Raw genomic sequence first — 20,251 nt, 5'->3', positions numbered from 1 at the left:
TGACTAGTAGCTTCCCTATGACCCCCAAACCAAACACTATCGCTATCGTCACCAATACACCTGTGCCTCTCGATCAGGCGCACAATACTATGCTGTGCCATTTGATGGATGGTATGCTCCATCTTGGTTTACAAGTACAGTTAATATCTCCTCATATCCGAGACGAAGATCACCGTTATCACCCAGCCTTAACCTGCCTAGCACCTTCACACATAACAACAAGCACCAAATTACCACAGCTGTCGTCTATATCATGGCTTACGGACTACTGGTTACAACACCCTCCTGATGCCGTATATATCGCTTCGCCAAGTTTAATCGGCTGGCAGGTAGCTCGCTTAGCTAACAGGTTAAACATCCAAACTGTAACTGGCCTCTTTAGTTACACAATGGCCTCACCCTTTCATTGTGTTCAGCACTTAATCAATCATTTAGTGCTGCCATGGTTTAACAGCAAAAGCAAATATACTCTGGTCAACTCAATCCACCACGCTAAGCAGTTTAAATCTCTACGCTTAAAACGTTTAGCCATTCTTAGTCATGGTGTTGATAGTAAACGTTTTGCCCCATGTTACCGAAGTAATGAACTCCGCCAACAGTGGCAAGCAGACCGCCATGATTTAGTTTTTTTATATACAGGCCCTTTAGACCAGTACCATAATGTTGAGCTCGCTTTACGTACATTTCGGATTATAAGAGAACACTTCCCTAATAAAAAACATAAAATGGTATGTATTGGCGATGGCAAAAATGCAGAGAATTTAAAGCACAAATTCCCAGGCATCTTCTATATAAGCCATGCCCCTACCAGTCAGTTACCAGAAATATATGCTTCAGCCGATATATTATTACAACCGAATAAACAAGGGTTACTCGGAAATAATATAATAGAGGCTATGGCTAGTGGTGTTGTTGTGGTTGGATTTCAACGAGGAGCTGTAGCTCAACATATACAAAACCATGTATCAGGGCTATCCATTCCTTTAAACGGTGGCTGGGTTGATGGTGAAACCTTTATTGACCGGGTATTAGCATTGTGCGATCGCCCAGACAAAATTGCCTCAATAAAACGTAATGCCCGCTATACGGCATTACGTCAGGATTGGCAGTATGTTACTCAACAGTTTATCCACTTAATGCTCTCTCCTGCACCACATACTCCCAAAAAACAAATTCAACAACCTTCTCATTAATAAATAGTTGTATTAAAAGCTATAGACGGGGCCTATACCAATTCCCCAGAAAATTGCGGTCACTACTTTCATCGATACTAATAAAACAAGACCAACACACACCACTGAAGTAGAAAATAAAAAGCCTCGCTCAGGCGGTATTTCCATTACACGAGGAATTCCAATATACAACAAATAAGCAGTATACCCGATGGCTAATATAATTGCGGTCATTGTGATTGGAATGGATGGGTAAATACCTACAATACCCACCAAGTACAGTGGGGTACCAACATAAGCCGTAAAAATAATACACTTTAGTAAGCTAGGGTTAGTTCCGTAGGTTTTTGCCATCCAATGAATGAAGCCTCCCATTATAAACACCGCCCCAATAATCGCTAAATAAGACAGGAGGGACATTGTCAAGGCACTTGTGGCTGTAAGTTTGGCCGCATCCAGTTGACCTACAGACCACCCTGTCCATGTCGCGCCAATATAAGAACTAATGGCAGGCACAGCAGCCAGAATCAAAACATGAGATAAATAGCGGTTTTTATTTACCAGCGTTTCTTTGCGAATATCCACCCATTCTTCGCGGGGATGAGTAAAAAGCCCCCATACATGATTAAGTACCATCGCCGATCTCTCCCTTACATTTGCTTAATCTATAGCACTAAAAGCACAATCCATGTAGCACATAAAGATCACTTTCTTCTACATTTTCTCCCGCTTAAGTTTCTCCCGCTTAAGTTTCTCCCGCTTAATCGCAGTAAACTTTTGGCAAGAGTTTGACAATAATTCACTGCGACCAGTGTGACTTACTTAATGGGCTTGACACAGGTAATGGAGCGTTACCGTTTTTAGTCCCGAAGCCAACAGGTTCCTATCGTCTTTATTATTGGTTTTATAGCAGCTTTTTGTGCCTGGGTTGGAGGTATGATAAGTACTACACATGACAATTATCGAATAGTGCTTTATCACAAACATTTAAAGAAAGGAAAATTTATACTTACTAGTGGATATTAAACCATAACCGTTAGTCAATGTGCGGTAAAGAATACAACAGCAAACAAGTGCATTATGGGCCTACAATATAGGCCCATTCGATGGTACACACTTTTTAACATGCTCAAAATTTCTAGCAAAACCAATCACTAACCACTGCTTGTTAAAAGCTTCATTGGTGAAACTGTGGTTACCTGTCGAGTTGTTAACCAGCCTATGGCACCAATCAAACATGTTCCACTTATAGGTAATATAAACCAGTACTGAATATGCAAACTAAAAACCAGGTTAAATACCTGCTCATATAAGAACCAGGTAATTAACTCAAGTCCAACCACACCAAGTACACCCGCTAAGGCGCCCAATAAAGCAAACTCAGTAATAATGGTTCGTCGGATGCGTACTGTCTCAGCACCTAGCGCTCTAAGAATCACCGCCTCTTGAAGTCGTTCATCGCGACTTGATGCAATAGCCGCAGCCAATACAGCCAATGCAGCCGCCAACACAAACCCCAACACACATTCAATAGCTAAAGTGACTTGCGCCAAAATCTGTCGGACTTGTCGTATAACTAAGTCAATATCCAACAAAGTCACACTAGGAAAACGCTTAATTAAATCAATTATAAAGCGCTCCTGACCTGGTGGCAGATAAAAACTCAATAAATTAGTTGCCGCATATTCATCCAACACTTTTTTAGGAAATATAAAATAAAAGTTTGGCTTAAATGACTCCCAGGTTACTTCACGAATGCTGGTGACTTTTACCGTAAATGCCTGCCCCGTGATATTGAACATCAATTGATCACCAAGGGTTATGCCCAACTTTTTAGCCAATTGCGACTCTATTGACACCTCTGAGGAGTTAGCCCCCTTGGACCACCACCGCCCTGCAACCAGTTTATTATCAGCAGGCAACTCATCAGACCAAGTAAAATTAAGTTCTCGCCGAAGGGCATTATTATCTTGTGCCTCTTTAGTCACAGCCTGTTTAATAGGCACTTCATTAAGCGCTTGCAGCCTGCCACGAATGATCGGGTAGACTGCTGACCGGTTGATTTGTCCCTGCGTCAACTGCTGTAAAAGCTCAGGGACCTGGTCAGACATTATATTCAATGCAAAATAATTAGGTGCCTCGATGGGTAACTGCTTCTGCCAATCGCTCAGTAAGTCCGTCCGTAATAAAAAAATTAATGCCATCACCATCAGCGTTAAACCAAGCGCAAGGACTTGCCCTACCACAAACCGAAGATGACGTAATAGACGGCGGCTCGCAAAGCGCAACAAAAGAGGTAGTTTCTGCTGCTGCAGGCGCTGTAGTAAAAGCCTGATCGCAATCAGCAACAACATGCTTAATACAAACCCAGAACCCAGCATACCCAGCAGAACTGCAACGGCCAAAACCCAGTCCTGAGTTATCCACCACATCAACAGTCCCAAGGTGATCAAAGCAACGCTGTACCACAATTGGCTGCGGATTGAAGGGGGTAATAAATCTCTGCGCAGCACTCTTAACGGAGGAACTTGTTTGAGCTGTAACAAGCTTGGCAATGCAAACCCTAACATGACGCCTAACCCAGCAAACAAGCCAATACCCCATGGCTGCCAACCAACAGGAGGAAGAGACGGAGGTAGAAGCTCCCCCAGAATTAAAATAACTCCTTGGTGAATCACTAGACCCAAAATTGAGCCAATAAACCATGCCCCACAAACCAAGAACACCAGTTGTAGCATGTGCAATTGCAACACTGCAGCTTGGGTGTAACCCAAGGCCCGCATAATCGCAACAGCATCATAGTGTCGCTGAGCATAACGTTGCACGCCAACCGCAATTGCCACGCCAGCCAGCGCTAATGCAATTAAACCTGCCAACCTCAAATAGCGCTCTGCTCGTTCCAACGCATTCCTTAATCCTGGTCGACTGGCTTTTACATCTAACAAGCGCTGACTGGGTTGTAACTTGGGTGTGAGTCGTTCTTTAAGTTGCTCGATATGTTCAGGTGAGCCACTGAATAAATAAAAGTAGGCTACCCGGCTACCCGGTTGTATGACTTTAGTCTCAGGCAAAAACTTAAGATTAAAAAGCACACGAGGAGATAATGTGTAAAAATCGCCACTTCGGTCTGACTCATAAGTAAGCACCTTCGTCACTTTGAAGTTAGCATCACCAATCGATAAAGTGTCTCCAAGCTTGATATTGAGTAACCCAAATAGTCGAGGTTCTAGCCATACTTCACCCTCAGCAGGAATGGTTTGAGTCTTCTTACCAGGACCATAAACCTGTTGCCCAACTCTTAACTCACCACGTAATGGGTACCCCTCGCTCACCGCCTTAACGGCAGCCAGTTGAAAGTTATCATTAACCACGACAACACTTGGAAAAGTAACTGTTTCTGCTCGCTTTAACGGCAAATCCTTTGCTAAAGCCAATAGCGAGTCTTTTGCCGGATAGGCACTCCGTAACACCAAATCAGCCCCCAATAGCTCAGTCGCCTGGCGGCTCATCACTTTTTCCAAACGCTCTGTAATGCTGTTTATTGCAACGACTGTAGCAATTGCCACTAACAATGCTGCAATAATGACATTGAGCTCTCCTGAACGAATATCACGTAATAACAGGCGTAAACTTAACAGCACTTGTTTCATGATGACGTTACCAGCTGTCCAGCATCAATATGAAGTTGTCGTTGACATGCATTTGCTAGTTGCATGTCATGAGTAACCAGAATAAGTGTCGTATTCTCCTCTTCATTTAACTGAAACAGCAATTCAATAATACGCTCGCCTGTATGAGTATCTAAATTACCTGTTGGCTCATCCGCAAATAAAATAGGAGGACGACAGACAAAGGCTCGTGCAATCGCGACACGCTGTTGCTCACCACCAGAAAGTTGTTTTGGATAATGCTGCAAACGGTGAGCTAACCCTACACGGGTCATAAGTGACTTGGCTTCAGCTTCAGGTGAAGGATGTCCTGCAAGCTCCAATGGCAACATTACATTTTCGAGAGCAGTCAGTGCAGGAATTAGGTGAAATGCCTGAAAGACAAAGCCAACTTTTTCACCTCGCAGTTTAGCCCGTTCATCTTCATCTAAGACGCTAATGACCTTTCCATTTAGCATGACTTCCCCCTGGCTGGGGGTATCCAAACCCGCTAATAGCCCTAACAGGGTGGACTTCCCTGAACCAGAAGCACCTACTACAGCAACAGATTCCCCCTGCTTGATCTCAAAGCTAATCCCCTCCAATATAGTGAGCACTCCATTGGGGGTTGTGACATGTTTTCCGATATTTTTCGCCGCTACAGCACTGGGTATCGACATGGAAATCCTTCTTTCGTATTGGCAACAGACTGTTCGAGTTATTCTGATGATATTGACTCTCAGCTTAACGCAAAATGTATTTGCGAAAACCCTTTTAGTCGTGGGTGATAGCCTTAGTGCTGGCTATGGTATTGATCCATCTGTTGGCTGGGTTAGTCAATTGGCTACGCGGCTCAAGGAGGAAAGTATCCCTTTAACCATCGCTAATATCAGCATAAGCGGGGAAACCTCTGCAGGAGCCTTACGCCGTTTACCCACAGCACTCAACAAATATACACCTTCTATTGTATTGATTGAACTTGGTGCAAATGATGGACTACAAGGTCTTCCCTTAAAACTACTTGAGCAAAATCTTCGAAAAATGATCCAGCTATGTAAGCAGCAAAATGCCTTACCTGTGCTATTTACAATGCATATTCCACCCAATTATGGCAAACGCTATACGGATGCTTTTAACGAGCTTTTTACGACAATTAGTCAAGACGAAAACATACCACTTATGCCTTTCTTCCTTAAAGGTGTTGCTGGCAACCCAGACTTTATCCAAGCTGATGGCTTACATCCCAACCAAGCCGCTCAGCCTATTATTTTAAAAAATGTATGGCCCGTTCTAGAGCCTATCATTAAACAGCAAATGCTTATTGAAAAGAGTGAGCACTCTGCAGTGAAGCGTTCATAAAGCCATATCAAAACAATGTATTAGCATATGTGCGCTCCACCATCTTCCTGCTTAACTGAATGTGCAGCATAGGCATTTAAAGTGTACAACTCTGACAACTTTTTTGTGTAACCAGCAATAAAAATCTTACAAAATGGCAGCCTTATTGTAGTAATTTTAACAAATTTGTACGTATGAAAAGCTTATAAAGCAAGTGAATCATTTTCCAAAACATGCAGCTATTTCAATCTGTTCAACAACCTCCTACTCAGATCAATTAATACGTGTTTTTCCGTAGCTTTACGTATACCCTGCACTACTTTTCCGGTTACACTTCCCTGCATAATCGCTACAAGTCCATAATCACCCGTCATTAACCCATTTTCAGCACTATACTGACTTGGGACAGAATGATATGGGTGATCAAACAGCAGCGTCTGACACCACGCGTTTAAGAAAACATACCGGTATATTTCCGGACTCGTGTAAATGATCGTCCCCTACAGCCTTCGGCCTCTGACACCGCAGGCATAGACGACATAGTCAGTGTGTAAGGCCTGTCAAACTCTAGCTTTAGCAGTTGTGAAGGTAACTATGAGTAAGCAAAATATTCTTGTCATTAATTCAGGCAGTTCCTCGATAAAGTTTGCAGTCATCAACCCCCAAAATGAACATGAATATGTCAGTGGTCTCGCTGAACGTTTAAGCCAACCAGAAGCGCGAATTATTTGGAAGCAAGATGGTGAAAAAACCATTTATGACATGCCCAATGCAGACCACGACATCGTCTTCCAGAAAATTTTACACTTACTGGAAGAACAACAACTTACTGATACGCTTGCAGCCATTGGGCATCGTGTTGTTCATGGTGGTGAGCTCTTCAAGGCTTCTACCCTGATTAATGATGAAGTAGTTCAAGCTATAGAAGACTGTATAGGTCTTGCCCCCTTACATAACCCTGCACACTTGCTGGGTATTCGCATTACCCAAAAGTATTTTCCTAACTTGCCTCAAGCGGCTGTATTTGACACTTCATTCCACCAGACAATGCCTTCTAAAGCTTATCTATATGCTATCCCTCACACTCTGTATCGTGATCATCATGTGCGCCGTTACGGTGCACATGGCACCAGTTACCGCTTTGTTACAGGAGAAGCCTGTCAGCGCCTTAATATTCCAGTAAATGAAAGCAACATTTTGTGTGCACATTTGGGTAATGGGTGTAGTGCTGCTGCCATCTATCACGGTCAATCTGTAGATACAACAATGGGTTTAACACCATTGGAAGGACTGGTCATGGGCACTCGCTGTGGAAATATTGATGCCAATATCTTCAACTTCCTGCATAAACAGCTTGGTTATGATATTGACCGTATTACCACACTGCTTAACAAAGAAAGTGGTTTATTAGGCCTTTCTGAGCTAAGCAATGATTGCCGTACACTTGAAGAAGCCATGGAACAAGGTCATGAACAAGCAACGCTGGCAATCGATGTATTCAGTTATGTGTTAGCAAAATCATTAAGTGGTCTTGCCTGTGCACTGGACCGTATTGATGCTCTCGTCTTCACTGGTGGTATTGGCGAAAACTCACGAGTAATACGTGCTAAGGTTTTACAACAGCTACGTATTTTTGGTTTTCAACTTGATGCTGATGCCAATGCCAACAATGGTAAAAACAATAACGGCGTTTTTACCACTGCTAATGGCCCTGTTGCTATGGTCATCAATACCAATGAAGAGCTCATGATTGCTCGCGACGCAGCTCAACTTGCAGGCTGTTAATTTGAAGATATAGCCACAGCAAACCCATGATAGCCATACATTATTCTTTGCTATGCTCAAAATGGGGTTGCTGAGGGTCTATACAGTTGCTGTAGAAGGATTAACTGTATGCATACTTTTTTTCTTGCCCCCACAAATTCCGGAGTTGGACTGACATCAGTATCTATGGGGCTGGTTCGCGCCTTTGATAATGTCGGCCTTCGGGTTCATTTTTTTAAGCCCATTGGTCAGCTTCACATTTCTGATCGGGGCCCTGAACGTTCAACACATATTATTCAACAGCATATGGGACTTAACGCTCCCACTCCGATCTCCTTGAGTGAAGTGGAAGATTTGCTGGGTGACAACCAAAAAGATAAGTTACTGGACCGCATCATTGAGCTTTTTGATCAAAGTGCTAAAGATGCTGATGTAGTAGTCATAGAAGGGCTAGTTCCTACCCGGAGTGCTCCTTATGTCACTCATTTAAATCGTGAAATAGCAAAAGCGATTGGTTCAGAAGTCATTCTTGTTGCTTCATGTAATGAAAGCACGTTGGAAGAAACCGCAAATCGGTTAGAGATCGCTGCTGAAAATTATGGAGGAATTGGTAACAGCAAACTACTAGGCTACATTCTTAACAAAGTGCCAAACACTGACTACAAAAAAATCTGTCCTGGCAAACCTATAGAACTACGAAAACTTGCTGCCTTTAACCGCAAAGATTTTGCACCTATTGGCGCCGTTCCCTGGGATGAAGCATTATCTTCCCCCCGCACCAAAGATATTGCCGAACTACTGGATACTAAGATTATCTACGAAGGTGATATTACGTCGCGACGTGTTACGTCAAAAGTGTTATGCGCGCGCACTGCTGCCAATATGAGTCATCATCTCAAACCTGGTAAATTGATTATTACTCCTGGTGACCGGGATGATGTGATTTTAGCGTCAAGCATGGCTGCATCTAATGGTGTACCCCTTGCAGGATTAATGCTCACTAATGGTATCGAAATCGATCCACGGATTTTTGAGCTGTGTAAAAAAGCAATTCATGAAAGTCGATTACCTGTACTACTTACCGGCTTAGACTCTTTCAATACTGCAGCTGCACTGACACAAATGAATACAGAAGTACCACTTGATGATTATGACCGCATGGAACAGGTTATGAATTTTGTGGCAGACCACCTAAATGCAGAGTGGCTGAAAGAACGTTGTGGTACCGCTATTGAAACGCGCATGTCTCCTGCTGCATTTCGTTATCAGCTCACCAAACGCGCTAATGAAGCGAAGAAAAGAGTTGTTCTGCCAGAAGGCAATGAGCCCAGAACTATTCAGGCAGCCGCAATTTGTCATGATCGAGGTATTGCACAGTGTATCCTGCTGGGCAACCGGGAAGAAATCTATCAGGTAGCCGCTAATCACGGTGTTGAACTACCTGAAACAGTGATTATTATGGACCCTGAAGCCGTCAGAGGGCGCTATATACAACCCATGGTTGAGCTACGTAAACACAAAGGCCTTAATGCACCTATGGCTGAAGCGCAACTAGAAGATAATGTTGTATTAGGCACAATGATGTTGGCTATGGATGAGGTTGATGGATTAGTTTCAGGTGCAATACATACAACCGCGAATACCATTCGCCCAGCTTTCCAGTTGGTTAAAACTAAGCCTGAGGCTAAATTAGTATCTTCTGTTTTCTTTATGTTATTACCTGACCAGGTATTGGTATATGGAGACTGCGCTGTTAACCCAGAGCCAACTGCAGAAGATCTGGCCGATATTGCCATTCAGAGTGCTGAATCAGCAAAAGTATTTGGTATTGAGCCAAGAGTTGCGATGATCAGCTATAGCACAGGATCTTCAGGGTCTGGCAATGAAGTTGAAAAAGTAAGAAAAGCAACAGAGATAGCACGTAGCAAACGTCCTAACCTGTTGATTGATGGCCCCTTGCAGTATGACGCTGCCGCTATCGAGAGTGTTGCCAGCAAAAAAGCCCCTAATAGCCCAGTAGCTGGTAAGGCAACCGTCTTTATCTTCCCCGACCTTAATACTGGGAATACAACCTATAAAGCCGTGCAACGTAGTGCAGATGTTATCAGTGTGGGCCCAATGCTTCAGGGGTTAAATAAACCTGTAAACGATTTATCTCGTGGTGCTCTGGTTGATGATATTGTCTTTACTATCGCCTTGACGGCTATTCAAGCTGATCAAGTTCAACGTGAAGCTGCGGCAAGAAAAGCAGAAAATCATTAGACTACTTACAGCGTATGCCTAATTAAGGCATACGCGTCTTAATATTCTCTCATATTTCCCCTCCACATTAGCGCAAACCAAGTGAAATCCTACCCTAATCCTGTCAAACTCCGCGTTACTCATCGCCCTTATGTTGCATTTTTATTAAAATTCATCAATAAATAAAGCGTAGTTGTTTTTAGTGATAAAAATCAGTCATGGCTTTGGATCAAGCAAATAACTAACACTAAAAACCCGTCGCGAAGGAAATCATAAGTAAAAAGAGACGAAAAACACATGCTGTATTTTTTACCATCAACAATTCGTGGTTGCGTAGCAGGATTACTGCTGGTGCTTAATACGCTGACCTTATGTTGGCCATTATTTTTTATCACTCTACTAAAACTGATTGTGCCAATCCAACGCTGGAGAGCATGGTGTGCCCAAATATCTATTCGAATTGCCGAACTATGGATGACACTTAATAGCGGTTGGATTCACCTCACCCAAAAACCCAAGTGGCATATTGAGGGACTTGAGCAACTACAAAAGGATGGTTGGTATTTAGTGACAAGCAATCACCAATCTTGGGCCGATATTACAATTTTACAACATACACTTAACGGTCGTATTCCTATGCTTAAGTTTTTTCTTAAGCAAGAGTTGATATGGGTACCTTTTATTGGACTATGTTGGTGGGCTTTAGACTTTCCTTTTATGAAACGCTATAGCAGGGAATACCTAGACAAACACCCAGAAAAGAAAGGCAAAGACTTAGAAACAACAAGAAAAGCCTGCAAGAAATTCCGCAACACACCTGTTGCTATTTTTAATTTTTTAGAAGGTACTCGCTTTACACCACAGAAACATCGAGACCAACAGTCTCCTTATCAGTTTCTACTAAAGCCCAAAGCTGGAGGGATTGGTTTTGTACTTGGTGCAATGGGCGATCAACTAAAGAGCATGTTAAATATTACGATTTATTATCCATCAAAGTACCGCTCTTACTGGGACTTTTTATGTGGCAAGTTTCGTAATGTTGTCATCAAAATAGAACAAGTTGAAATTCCTACCGAGTTAAAAAATAAAGATTATACCAACGATCAAGAGTTTCGGGAGCAATTCCAATTATGGGTAAGTGAGCTTTGGCAAAAGAAAGACCAACTACTGACGGATATTCATCACCAGTATCATCAGAAAGCACACACAAAGTCTTAAAATTCAGACTTTACTAAGTGTATGATTTTAGCTGCCAATTAGGCAGCTAAACTGTATTTAAGGAGAAGGAGGCTTAATATTAATTTCAACTCGCCGATTCATCATACGACCCGATAATGTATCATTACTGGCTATAGGATTATCTGGCCCCATACCATAAAACGTCACACGAGATGACCTTATGCCCCTCTGAGTAAGATGGTATGCTACTTCTCTCGCTCTTTCACGGGATAGTCGTTGATTAAATTGATAATCCCCCGTATTGTCAGTATGTCCAACAATTTCAACAGTATTTTGATTAAACTCTGCTAGAACATCCGCTATTGCATCTAGCACTTTACCAAACTCATCTCGAATATGCGCTGAGTTAACAGCAAAACTGGCATCCTCTGGCATCACTAACATTAAATGGTCTAATTCACGTGTAACACTTACCTTTGTCTTGCCTAATGCCTGACGAAAAGACTCTTCTTGACGGTCAATATAGAAGGTAGAATTTGCAGAATAGGACTGGTCGGTTTTCTCCATAGTATTTTGACTGGTTAATGGCTCCTTAAGCCAATCACCATCAACAAGCTTTTGACATCCAACAAGACCTATTCCCAAAAAAATAATGGCACCCCCTACTTGAACAAATCCCTGTAACTGCTTCATTATTTCCCCCACCTAATTAAATATTCTTGGCTTTCTATATCCTTCACCAATTATTTTAAGGTCATTTTTATTAGTTCTATGCGTCTAATTACAAAATTTATAATTAATTACTTTGGTGTTTCAATTCAGTATCAATAATATCTTTCAGTAAATTAGCACGACCTTCATACTCTTGCCCATTAATAACAGAATTCAACTTATAAACTAAACGCTCGAACTCGTTTTCGATGTATATACTTTGTTGAAAGACATTCTGCAGTTGCTTATTAGTCTCAGCCCATACTTGATCTATTTTCTCTGGCGTTGCGGGATAAGGTTTATCAGGCACCACATCGCCAAGTTGTGACGAGAGGTTATCAAATAAATCAGCGACCTCTCGAAGAGAGGCTTGATAGCCATCCTCCACTTTTTGAATAAAACGTTGCACCTTGGCAATGAAAATATTCATAAATGCCCGCTCAGCTTGTAATGCTGCCCCCATATCCAGTTGCAGAATTTTCTGCTCCACAATAGCAACATGAACACTTAACCATTGTTTAAAAACGTCAACCTCCTTTCCAGAAAAGTCAGGTAATTTTTTTAGCAGGAGGGATACACGTTCACTGTTAAATATGCAACGCTTACCAAATACATGCCACGTACCTTCCTTATGCAATTTATCCAGCAAGTTTGTTTCAAATGCTTTGGTCATGCCATGAGCTTCCATGGTTTTTTTACCAAACTGAGCGCGCAGTTGAACACTCGCCGCGATATCAAAGCTCTCTAACTGGGTAAGTATACATTGCCCGAGCTGATCAAGGTTTTCACTACTAAAACAATCCTGAACAAAGTCATAGGACACACCTTGAGGTAAATTATCGATACAGGTTAACTGTTGTCTTAATGAAAGACGTTTTTTCAGTTGCTGATTAGCTATCGTATGATAGATTTCTTTGGTGAGCCTGGCATGAAGTTCTGTGTCCCCCATTGCAACATGAATAACATCATTACACCCCATTTCATAAGCGTGCATCCGAAATTCAAGGTCTTTTTTGTAAGCCACTAATACAATTGAAGTTCCCTCAGTCAAGCCATTTTCATATAAATGCTGACACATAGATAACGCGGTCACCATCGACTCAACGGGAAAAATAACAATTAGCTTCACTGACTCATCGCTTGCGGCTTGTTGCATTTCCGCGACAGAATTAAGCTTAATCACACGAAAAAAACGCCCAACCCTCCCAGCCCACTGTGTTGCTGGCGTCTCGTCAAAAACAGCTACTTTGTACTCTAAGTGCATAGCACACTCCTTGTGCTATTGAGCTGAAGAGTGAAAGACAACTTCTAGTGTGCTTTTTTTGCACGTATCTTTTTCTTATCAATTTTTCCGACACTGGTTTTAGGAATACTATCAACAAACTCGATAACTTCTGGAATAGCCCATTTATGAATTTTCCCTTGCGTCACAAACTGCTGTAAATGTACTTGTATGTCTTTATCCTGAATTTGTTTATCTTTCAATACAACCAAAGCGCAAGGTCTTTCACCCCACTCAGGATGAGGTACCCCAATAACAGCTACTTCAGACACCCCAGGATGTTGGCTAATTAAGTTTTCTAAAGTAAGTGAGGAAATCCACTCACCGCCTGTTTTTATAACATCTTTAATGCGGTCAGTAATTTGAATAAAGCCTAGGGTATCAATAGTCGCCACATCGCCGGTGTGAAGCCAACCACTACGCCATAATTCTTCGCTGCCTTTTTCTTCTTTCAAATAACCTTGTGTGAGCCAAGGTGCTCGACAAACAATTTCACCAACCTGAAGACCATCTTGAGCTAAATGATTACCTTCTTCATCAATAATCGCCAAATCAACTAAAGGTGCAGGTATCCCTGTTTTAATTCGAAAATCAATTTGCTCATCCTCTGATAAATCCCTGAGTTTTTCATTAAGATAAGCAACAGACAATAACGGACAGGTTTCAGATAAGCCATAAGCACCTGTTAAAATAACACCTTTTTCTCTAGCAGCAACAGCTAATCCCTTATTTAAAGCTGAGCCACCAATTAAAATACGCCAACCCGATAAGTCAGCCTGCTTTGCAGCCTCTGAGTTTAATAACATATTTACTATGGTCGGCACACAATGAGAAAAACTGACCTTTTCTTTTTGCTGTAATTTAATCAGCAAATCAGGTTCATAACGTCCAGGATAAACCTGTTTAGCACCCATCATTGTTGCAGCATAGGGAACCCCCCAAGCATGCACATGAAACATAGGTGTTATTGGCATGTAAATGTCATCAGAGTTCATCAATGGCTGACCAGCCAAACTACCTAGCGATAAAGAAATCACTAATGTATGCAGAACTATTTGTCGGTGAGTAAAATAAACCCCTTTAGGATTTCCTGTTGTACCTGTCGTATAAAAAGTAGTGGCTACTGAATTCTCATCAAAATCAGGAAAATCATAAGTTGTTGCACTTTCAGCTAACAGCGCTTCATACTCTCCTTGGAAAGATAAACTGTTTGGCAAATCATCAGATGGATTATCCGTTAATAGCCAGTATCCCTCCACAGTATTTAATTTATCTTTTATTTGAGCCATTAATGGTACAAAGTCAGAATGAACTAACACCAACTTATCATCAGCATGGTTCATTGTGTATAAAATCTGCTCTGGCGATAAGCGAATATTAACAGTATGGATAATTGCACCTATCATGGGAATGGCAAACATACACTCCAGGTAACGATGTGAATCCCACTCCAAAACCGCTACGGTATCTCCAGGCTTTACACCTGCTTTGGTTAAAGCATTCGCTAAACGGCAGATACGTTCATAAAGTTCACAATAGGTATAACGAAAAAGGTCTCGATAAACTATTTCCTGCTGGGGCTCATAACGTGGACCAGATAATAAAATCTGTTTAATTAATAAAGGATATTCATACGCACTGGTTGTAGGTTTAATAATTTTTGTTTTTAGCATGAACTGTCATCCTTAACGAGTCATATTAGCGACTAAAACACGTCATAAAGTCTTCGACACTGAGATCATGAAATTGTAAAGCTTATTAGTAAAGCGTAAATGCACATAAACTGACCGTCGAGTTATCAACGTAATGCACTATTGGCACAATATTATGTGCATTAAGATATTGTTTATACCCTTAGCAGACTAAATATACGACATTAATCCTCTGTACGGCTAAACGTAAAAAGAACCTTATAAGGCAAAAAAATAATTAACACTGAACAGACTTATCAGTCAGTTATTACATGATATTTCCACGTCAAAAACAGTTAAAATCTTGCTTTAAAACGTAATAGTCATCACCATACCCACAACCAAGGGTATTTCACCATAATAAATCTAATAACATATATTCAAACGTGAACAGGTAAGCTCATGCAAAATAAGGATGCTGTTGTTCTGGTTGATGGTGCCCGAACTCCTATGGGTAGTTTTCAAGGCGTATTTAAATCAGTAACTGCTGTCGAATTAGCGGCTATTGCAGTCAAAGAAGCCATTCAACGAAGTGCGTTATCTCCCGATGATATACAAGAGGTCATTATGGGCTGTGTGCTACCGGCAGGTCTGAAGCAAGGCCCAGCTCGCCAAGCCAGTCTACAGGCTGGTATTCCTGCAAGTACAGGCTGTACAACCATCAATAAACTATGCGGTTCTGGCATGAAAGCCGTCATGTTAGCCCATGATTTGATTAGCGCAGGCACAAATACCATCATGCTTGCAGGTGGTATGGAAAGTATGAGCAATGCTCCTTTCCTACTTGAAAAAGCGAGACAAGGCTATCGCATGGGCCATCAGCAAGTATTAGACCACATGTTTACTGATGGCCTTGAGGATGCAGAGACAGGTAAGCTCATGGGTTGGTTTGCACAGCATACAGCAGATGAACATGAATTAAGCCGAGAAGCAATGGATCAGTTTGCGATTACATCGTTACAACGAGCCAATGATGCCATCCAAACCAATAAGCTCTCTGCTGAAATCGTCCCTGTTCCAGTACAAACACGAAAACAAACAACGCTTATCCAAACTGATGAGCAGCCAGGTCAGGCGAACATTGAGAAAATCCCCTCACTGAAACCTGCATTTGCCCAACATGGTACTATTACTGCTGCAAATTCCAGCTCAATCTCGGATGGTGCATCAGCACTCGTGCTAATGTCTGAGTCAGAAGCAATCCAGCGTGGATTCAAGCCAAAAGCACGCATCGTTGCCCACAGTACTCACTCTCAGCATCCATCTACCTTTACTACAGCACCCGTTAGTGCCATAAAAAAAGTACTTGATAAAGCGCAGTGGCAAAAAGACGATGTTGATTTATTTGAGATTAATGAAGCTTTTGCCATGGTTACAATGATTGCCATGCAGTCCTTAGATCTACCCCATGAGAAAGTAAATGTCCATGGTGGTGCATGTGCCCAAGGTCATCCTGTTGGCTCAACAGGCTCTCGAATATTAATAACACTCATGTATGCGCTTGAACATTATAACCTTCAACGCGGTATTGCTTCCCTATGTATTGGTGGAGGGGAGGCAACAGCAGTGGCCATTGAGCGTATTTCGTAACATCAAACGATCACAAACAACCAATACGTACTTGAAGCCTGGGCAAGGAAAAACAGGCTTCAGGTTATTATCCAAATGCTATACATAGTGGACAATAAAACGCGTGGAGTGAAATAAGGATATGTCAGCAACAACCCCTAATAAAAACACACACAACCCGTCGCACACCCCAAAATCACTTTCTACAGAAGACCAAGCGCGTGTAAACCACTATTTAAGCTCTCCCACTAATCAAATCGAACGCGCGCCATTTAAACCACTAAAACTACTTGGCTGGCTCTTGCTAATTATTATTGGACTAGGTGTCATCAGTCGTGAGTTAGGCAATTATTTCTTAAGCCAACTATTTGGAGGGTAGTATCAAAAAAGTAACCGGAATAATAAGACAATACTTTTTTATAAAGAATAAAACAGTACTTTTTGATTTAGATAATAAGCGGAAGGTATTTAATGATGGTGGGTCGTGCAGGATTCGAACCTGCGACCAATTGGTTAAAAGCCAACTGCTCTACCGACTGAGCTAACGACCCAAAAATGGTCGGGGTAGAGAGATTCGAACTCCCGACATCCTGCTCCCAAAGCAGGCGCGCTACCAGACTGCGCTATACCCCGTGATTTGGCTCCCCGAGCTGGACTCGAACCAGCGACCCAATGATTAACAGTCATTTGCTCTACCAACTGAGCTATCGGGGACCGACTCAGCGCTGAGGTTTTTACTGTCTCCCTCAACGTTGGTGGCGCGCATGATACCGTACTGGTAGAAACTGTCAACCCCTTTTGTGGTAAAATTAGCGAACTCTTTTGTAGGTAGACATATTTTAAGCAATTTCGTATAAACGCGCTCCTAAGCAATACCAGCTCCAAACAGCGTTGCTTGTCTTTGAGTTAAGTAAAGCAGCATATCTATCCATTCCCAATAACAGTTTGCCAACTATACTCAAGATAATGTGTTCAATAACCAACGCAGATGAGCTGGTTTATTCATCAAACCACTATCGAGCAGATTACCCGTGATCTACTCTCATCAGAACAAAGTAAGCCCTTTTTCTAGCAGGACTATACCGCCTGTTGTCCATGTTTTCGGGATTCCCAGAGCGCAAGGACAGATATGACAAAGCCTGAGAATAGCAAGATCGTCGATTTAGCCTCAAAACAAAAAGGCCCTCGCAAGCAGATAGAGCCTAGGTTTGAAAAACTACTGCAAAGTTGTCGTCAAATCACGATGAATCATACAGCAGAAATGCTGACCAACCTGTTTAATAACGTTGATGATGCTTTCTTTGCAGCTGCTGACCAAGCAGAAACAAACAGCATCCAAACCATCTTCTTTGATGCCATGCGTGAACTGCGCATGCAACGTGCTTCTATTGAGCGTGCTTTTCATCAACACTTAGCACAACACTTTGATCACCACCTTTATGGGTATCAAGATAAAAAAAACAGTGAGCTTGAAGATATCACTGCCGATCAGTTAAACCTTGTTCAACAAGAAGAATTTGAGCAAACGGTGTTACTGACAAGTATTGCCAGTAGAGCTGTTGCCAATAATAACGAAGCACTGTATAGCCTTAGCCAACGCTTTGCTTTACTCCTTAAAGCAGAGCGACTGCCTATAGAGCAGATCCCATTTGCTCCCATTAGCATTGCAGAATGTTTTGCTAAAGCCATCAACGCCATAGAACTTAATAAGCGTATAAAAAAAGCATTATTTGAACTGTTTGAGTTATACGTAATGAATGAGTTGGCTACCGTTTATGAGGCGCTTAATGACCGGCTTATAGAAGCAGACATATTACCAAACATTCGCTATACTAAAGTAAAATCTACCATTACTTCTCGCGGCCAAAGTTCTGATCAGCAACAAAATAATAAAGCAACTGCCCCCCCCTTTGCTTCCGAACAGACTTCAGCTACGGCAAAAACATCAACAGCAAAAAACCAACACCCAACAACCGAAAGTCCCTCGACATTTACGGATTGCATGGGGGATCCCAGTCAGAGAACAACAACACTATTCAATGCTATTCATGACCTTTTAGCTGACTATCGAGAGATTTTCAGTGACACTTCTCATCCTGTCGAGGGAGCAGACTCCCAACAGCCCACACCAAGCTCAATATCAGCAAGTAAAAATGAGGGTAGTGCTCAAACGTCCTCAGCAAACCGTCCTTTTCGCAGTATTCATCAAATTAATGCCACCGCTGAAAAGAATGCTCCAAACTACACTACAGAAGATGTAGTCGGTGCACTTAATACACTTCAAAATCATGCCCAACTTCCACTTACTGAGCCATTTCCAAAAGAGCAAGTGGTTAATGAGTTAAAAGAAGAACTTATTGCTACATTAAATCTGGGTCATGAACACGCTCAGCCTATCGCATCCAAAGATGCCGATATTATTGACCTGGTAGGCATGCTCTTTGACTTTATCCTTGATGAGCAAACCCTTCCAGATAAAGCTAAAGTGATTCTTAGCCACCTACATACCCCTTATCTTAAGCTTGCTTTAATAGATAAAGCGCTGTTTACCCAGCACACTCATCCTGCAAGACGACTGCTCAACACGATGGCTCAATCAGCTATTGACTGGGTAGAAAACAATGAGGACTGTCATGGGGTTATCGACAAAATTCAGTTTACCGTCCGCACAATACTTAACGAGTTCAATTCTGACATCGAGTTTTTCGAGTTACTTTTTCAGGAGTTTGATCAGTTTATCAGGCAACTGGAACGCCAGGCAGAAATCATCGAACGTCGAACTGTGGAAGCAGAAAAAGGACATGACCGGCTGCAAGCAGCGAAAGAAGAAGCAAAGCAAGTTATTGAACAGGCCATTGCTGGCTTCAAATATAAAGTGCCTCAGCCCATTCACCACTTTTTATTCTCACTTTGGCATGAAGTATTAGTTTTTCATTACTTAAGAAAAGATGACAAACACAGTGAGTGGCAAAAAGCTCAAGATCTGGCGCATGAACTTTTGTGGAGTATATCACCCAAGTTAACACCTGGAGACAAAAGCTTACTCAGGCAGTCTCAACCCCACCTGATTAACGAATTACGCCAGTTTATTCTTACTCTGGGCGGGCACCAAGAAAGCTACATCAAAGAAGCTATGCGTCCACTTGTCAGTTGCCAGCGTGCTGCGCTGAATGCAATTGAAGAGGAGGTGATTCCTCAATCGCCCCCTTCAGTTGAGATAAAACCTCAATCAGCTCAAGAACCCCTTCTTGATGAAAAACCCGAAGCAATAGATCAACCTTCAGCTGAGCCTCAAAAAACATCAGATGCCATTGCTGACCCAGAAGCTGTTGAAGCGCTAGAACAGTCGTTGTCACTTAAACAAAAGCTTAGCAACATTGACTACGGAACTTGGTTTTCATTTAAGGTGAAAGACGATTGGATTAAATTAAAACTATCCTGGTATAGCAATACAACCTTCCACTATATGTTTGTAGACAGCTCGGGCCACAAGACTATGGTCAAAACCTTAAGTGAACTGGTTGAAGACTTTCAGAACAATAAAGCAGACTTTTATACACTCCCTACCAAAGTCCCGCTAATGGATCGTGCACTAGAAAAGGTCCACTCTTTTTTAAAGCGGTTTTCCCGTACTAAAAAGTCTAAATGAATAAAGGT

The 20,251-nt window shown here is 42.0% G+C and carries 14 protein-coding genes and 3 tRNA genes; 8 read left to right on the top strand and 9 right to left on the bottom strand.

Features of this window, described 5'->3' with window-relative positions:
• Positions 1 to 17 precede the first annotated feature (17 nt).
• Complete coding sequence (locus tag KCG35_RS03925) at positions 18 to 1,193, top strand: glycosyltransferase (RefSeq protein ID WP_215818361.1); 1,176 nt, start codon at positions 18 to 20, stop codon at positions 1,191 to 1,193.
• 12 nt (positions 1,194 to 1,205) lie between these two features.
• Here KCG35_RS03925 and KCG35_RS03920 read toward each other — a convergent pair whose 3' ends face one another.
• The 3 genes from KCG35_RS03920 to KCG35_RS03910 all read right to left on the bottom strand — a co-directional run bounded on the left by KCG35_RS03920 (position 1,206) and on the right by KCG35_RS03910 (position 5,499).
• Complete coding sequence (locus KCG35_RS03920; RefSeq protein WP_215818359.1) at positions 1,206 to 1,808, bottom strand: Yip1 family protein; 603 nt, start codon at positions 1,806 to 1,808, stop codon at positions 1,206 to 1,208.
• A 518-nt stretch (positions 1,809 to 2,326) separates the two neighbouring features.
• Complete coding sequence (locus KCG35_RS03915; RefSeq protein WP_215818358.1) at positions 2,327 to 4,822, bottom strand: ABC transporter permease; 2,496 nt, start codon at positions 4,820 to 4,822, stop codon at positions 2,327 to 2,329.
• On the bottom strand, positions 4,819 to 5,499 hold the full coding sequence (locus KCG35_RS03910; RefSeq protein WP_215818357.1) for an ABC transporter ATP-binding protein: 681 nt from the start codon (positions 5,497 to 5,499) through the stop codon (positions 4,819 to 4,821). Before KCG35_RS03910 ends, KCG35_RS03915 begins: the two co-directional genes overlap by 4 nt.
• Here KCG35_RS03910 and KCG35_RS03905 point away from each other — a divergent pair.
• The 4 genes from KCG35_RS03905 to yihG all read left to right on the top strand — a co-directional run bounded on the left by KCG35_RS03905 (position 5,498) and on the right by yihG (position 11,380).
• Positions 5,498 to 6,178, top strand: coding sequence for an arylesterase (locus KCG35_RS03905; RefSeq protein WP_230408988.1), 681 nt, complete (start codon positions 5,498 to 5,500; stop codon positions 6,176 to 6,178). The genes KCG35_RS03910 and KCG35_RS03905 overlap by 2 nt on opposite strands.
• A gap of 573 nt (positions 6,179 to 6,751) precedes the next feature.
• Positions 6,752 to 7,942 carry an acetate kinase gene (locus tag KCG35_RS03900; RefSeq protein ID WP_215818356.1) on the top strand — a complete coding sequence of 397 codons (1,191 nt, stop codon included), beginning with the start codon at positions 6,752 to 6,754 and terminating at the stop codon, positions 7,940 to 7,942.
• Positions 7,943 to 8,050: 108 nt separating this feature from the next.
• Positions 8,051 to 10,183 (top strand): phosphate acetyltransferase, encoded by a 2,133-nt coding sequence (pta, locus tag KCG35_RS03895; RefSeq protein ID WP_215818355.1) that lies wholly within the window; start codon positions 8,051 to 8,053, stop codon positions 10,181 to 10,183.
• Positions 10,184 to 10,459: 276 nt separating this feature from the next.
• Positions 10,460 to 11,380: a 1-acylglycerol-3-phosphate O-acyltransferase, YihG family gene (gene yihG / locus KCG35_RS03890; protein ID WP_215818354.1), complete on the top strand. Its 921-nt coding sequence runs from the start codon at positions 10,460 to 10,462 to the stop codon at positions 11,378 to 11,380.
• 57 nt (positions 11,381 to 11,437) lie between these two features.
• On the opposite strand, the gene KCG35_RS03885 is transcribed toward yihG, so the two are convergent.
• From KCG35_RS03885 to KCG35_RS03875, 3 genes are all read right to left on the bottom strand, one after another.
• A complete protein-coding gene (locus tag KCG35_RS03885) occupies positions 11,438 to 12,034 on the bottom strand; it encodes an OmpA family protein (protein ID WP_215818353.1) in 597 nt (198 codons plus the stop codon).
• A 103-nt stretch (positions 12,035 to 12,137) separates the two neighbouring features.
• A complete protein-coding gene (locus tag KCG35_RS03880; RefSeq protein ID WP_215818352.1) occupies positions 12,138 to 13,316 on the bottom strand; it encodes a hypothetical protein in 1,179 nt (392 codons plus the stop codon).
• A gap of 44 nt (positions 13,317 to 13,360) precedes the next feature.
• Positions 13,361 to 15,007: a fatty acid--CoA ligase gene (locus KCG35_RS03875; protein ID WP_215818351.1), complete on the bottom strand. Its 1,647-nt coding sequence runs from the start codon at positions 15,005 to 15,007 to the stop codon at positions 13,361 to 13,363.
• Between the two features lie 420 nt (positions 15,008 to 15,427).
• Between KCG35_RS03875 and KCG35_RS03870 the strand changes: the two genes are divergently transcribed.
• On the top strand, positions 15,428 to 16,615 hold the full coding sequence (locus KCG35_RS03870) for a thiolase family protein (RefSeq protein ID WP_215818350.1): 1,188 nt from the start codon (positions 15,428 to 15,430) through the stop codon (positions 16,613 to 16,615).
• Positions 16,616 to 16,736: 121 nt separating this feature from the next.
• The gene (locus KCG35_RS03865) at positions 16,737 to 16,973 is read left to right on the top strand and encodes a DUF3094 family protein (protein ID WP_215818349.1); all 237 of its coding nucleotides are present in this window, start codon (positions 16,737 to 16,739) and stop codon (positions 16,971 to 16,973) included.
• A 96-nt stretch (positions 16,974 to 17,069) separates the two neighbouring features.
• Here KCG35_RS03865 and KCG35_RS03860 read toward each other — a convergent pair.
• The 3 genes from KCG35_RS03860 to KCG35_RS03850 all read right to left on the bottom strand — a co-directional run bounded on the left by KCG35_RS03860 (position 17,070) and on the right by KCG35_RS03850 (position 17,308).
• Positions 17,070 to 17,145 (bottom strand) — tRNA-Lys (locus KCG35_RS03860).
• Positions 17,146 to 17,150: 5 nt separating this feature from the next.
• Positions 17,151 to 17,227 (bottom strand) — tRNA-Pro (locus tag KCG35_RS03855).
• A 5-nt stretch (positions 17,228 to 17,232) separates the two neighbouring features.
• Positions 17,233 to 17,308 (bottom strand) — tRNA-Asn (locus KCG35_RS03850).
• 415 nt (positions 17,309 to 17,723) lie between these two features.
• On the opposite strand from KCG35_RS03850, the gene KCG35_RS03845 reads away from it, so the two are divergent.
• A complete protein-coding gene (locus KCG35_RS03845) occupies positions 17,724 to 20,243 on the top strand; it encodes a DUF1631 domain-containing protein (protein WP_215818348.1) in 2,520 nt (839 codons plus the stop codon).
• The last annotated feature ends 8 nt before the right edge of the window (positions 20,244 to 20,251 follow it).

The organism is Zooshikella harenae (assembly GCF_018837975.1).
Lineage (GTDB): Bacteria > Pseudomonadota > Gammaproteobacteria > Pseudomonadales > Zooshikellaceae > Zooshikella > Zooshikella harenae.
This window is presented reverse-complemented; position numbering and strand designations above follow the sequence as displayed.

What these genes read in the sequence shown, in the direction of transcription:
- KCG35_RS03865 (WP_215818349.1), top strand. Translation starts at nt 16,737, where the DNA reads ATGTCAGCAACAACCCCTAATAAAAACACACACAACCCGTCGCACACC.
- yihG (WP_215818354.1), top strand. Translation starts at nt 10,460, where the DNA reads ATGCTGTATTTTTTACCATCAACAATTCGTGGTTGCGTAGCAGGATTA.
- KCG35_RS03900 (WP_215818356.1), top strand. Translation starts at nt 6,752, where the DNA reads ATGAGTAAGCAAAATATTCTTGTCATTAATTCAGGCAGTTCCTCGATA.
- KCG35_RS03925 (WP_215818361.1), top strand. Translation starts at nt 18, where the DNA reads ATGACCCCCAAACCAAACACTATCGCTATCGTCACCAATACACCTGTG.
- KCG35_RS03880 (WP_215818352.1), bottom strand. Translation starts at nt 13,316, where the DNA reads ATGCACTTAGAGTACAAAGTAGCTGTTTTTGACGAGACGCCAGCAACA.
- KCG35_RS03905 (WP_230408988.1), top strand. Translation starts at nt 5,498, where the DNA reads ATGGAAATCCTTCTTTCGTATTGGCAACAGACTGTTCGAGTTATTCTG.
- KCG35_RS03885 (WP_215818353.1), bottom strand. Translation starts at nt 12,034, where the DNA reads ATGAAGCAGTTACAGGGATTTGTTCAAGTAGGGGGTGCCATTATTTTT.
- KCG35_RS03910 (WP_215818357.1), bottom strand. Translation starts at nt 5,499, where the DNA reads ATGTCGATACCCAGTGCTGTAGCGGCGAAAAATATCGGAAAACATGTC.
- KCG35_RS03870 (WP_215818350.1), top strand. Translation starts at nt 15,428, where the DNA reads ATGCAAAATAAGGATGCTGTTGTTCTGGTTGATGGTGCCCGAACTCCT.
- KCG35_RS03920 (WP_215818359.1), bottom strand. Translation starts at nt 1,808, where the DNA reads ATGGTACTTAATCATGTATGGGGGCTTTTTACTCATCCCCGCGAAGAA.
- KCG35_RS03915 (WP_215818358.1), bottom strand. Translation starts at nt 4,822, where the DNA reads ATGAAACAAGTGCTGTTAAGTTTACGCCTGTTATTACGTGATATTCGT.
- KCG35_RS03875 (WP_215818351.1), bottom strand. Translation starts at nt 15,007, where the DNA reads ATGCTAAAAACAAAAATTATTAAACCTACAACCAGTGCGTATGAATAT.
- pta (WP_215818355.1), top strand. Translation starts at nt 8,051, where the DNA reads ATGCATACTTTTTTTCTTGCCCCCACAAATTCCGGAGTTGGACTGACA.
- KCG35_RS03845 (WP_215818348.1), top strand. Translation starts at nt 17,724, where the DNA reads ATGACAAAGCCTGAGAATAGCAAGATCGTCGATTTAGCCTCAAAACAA.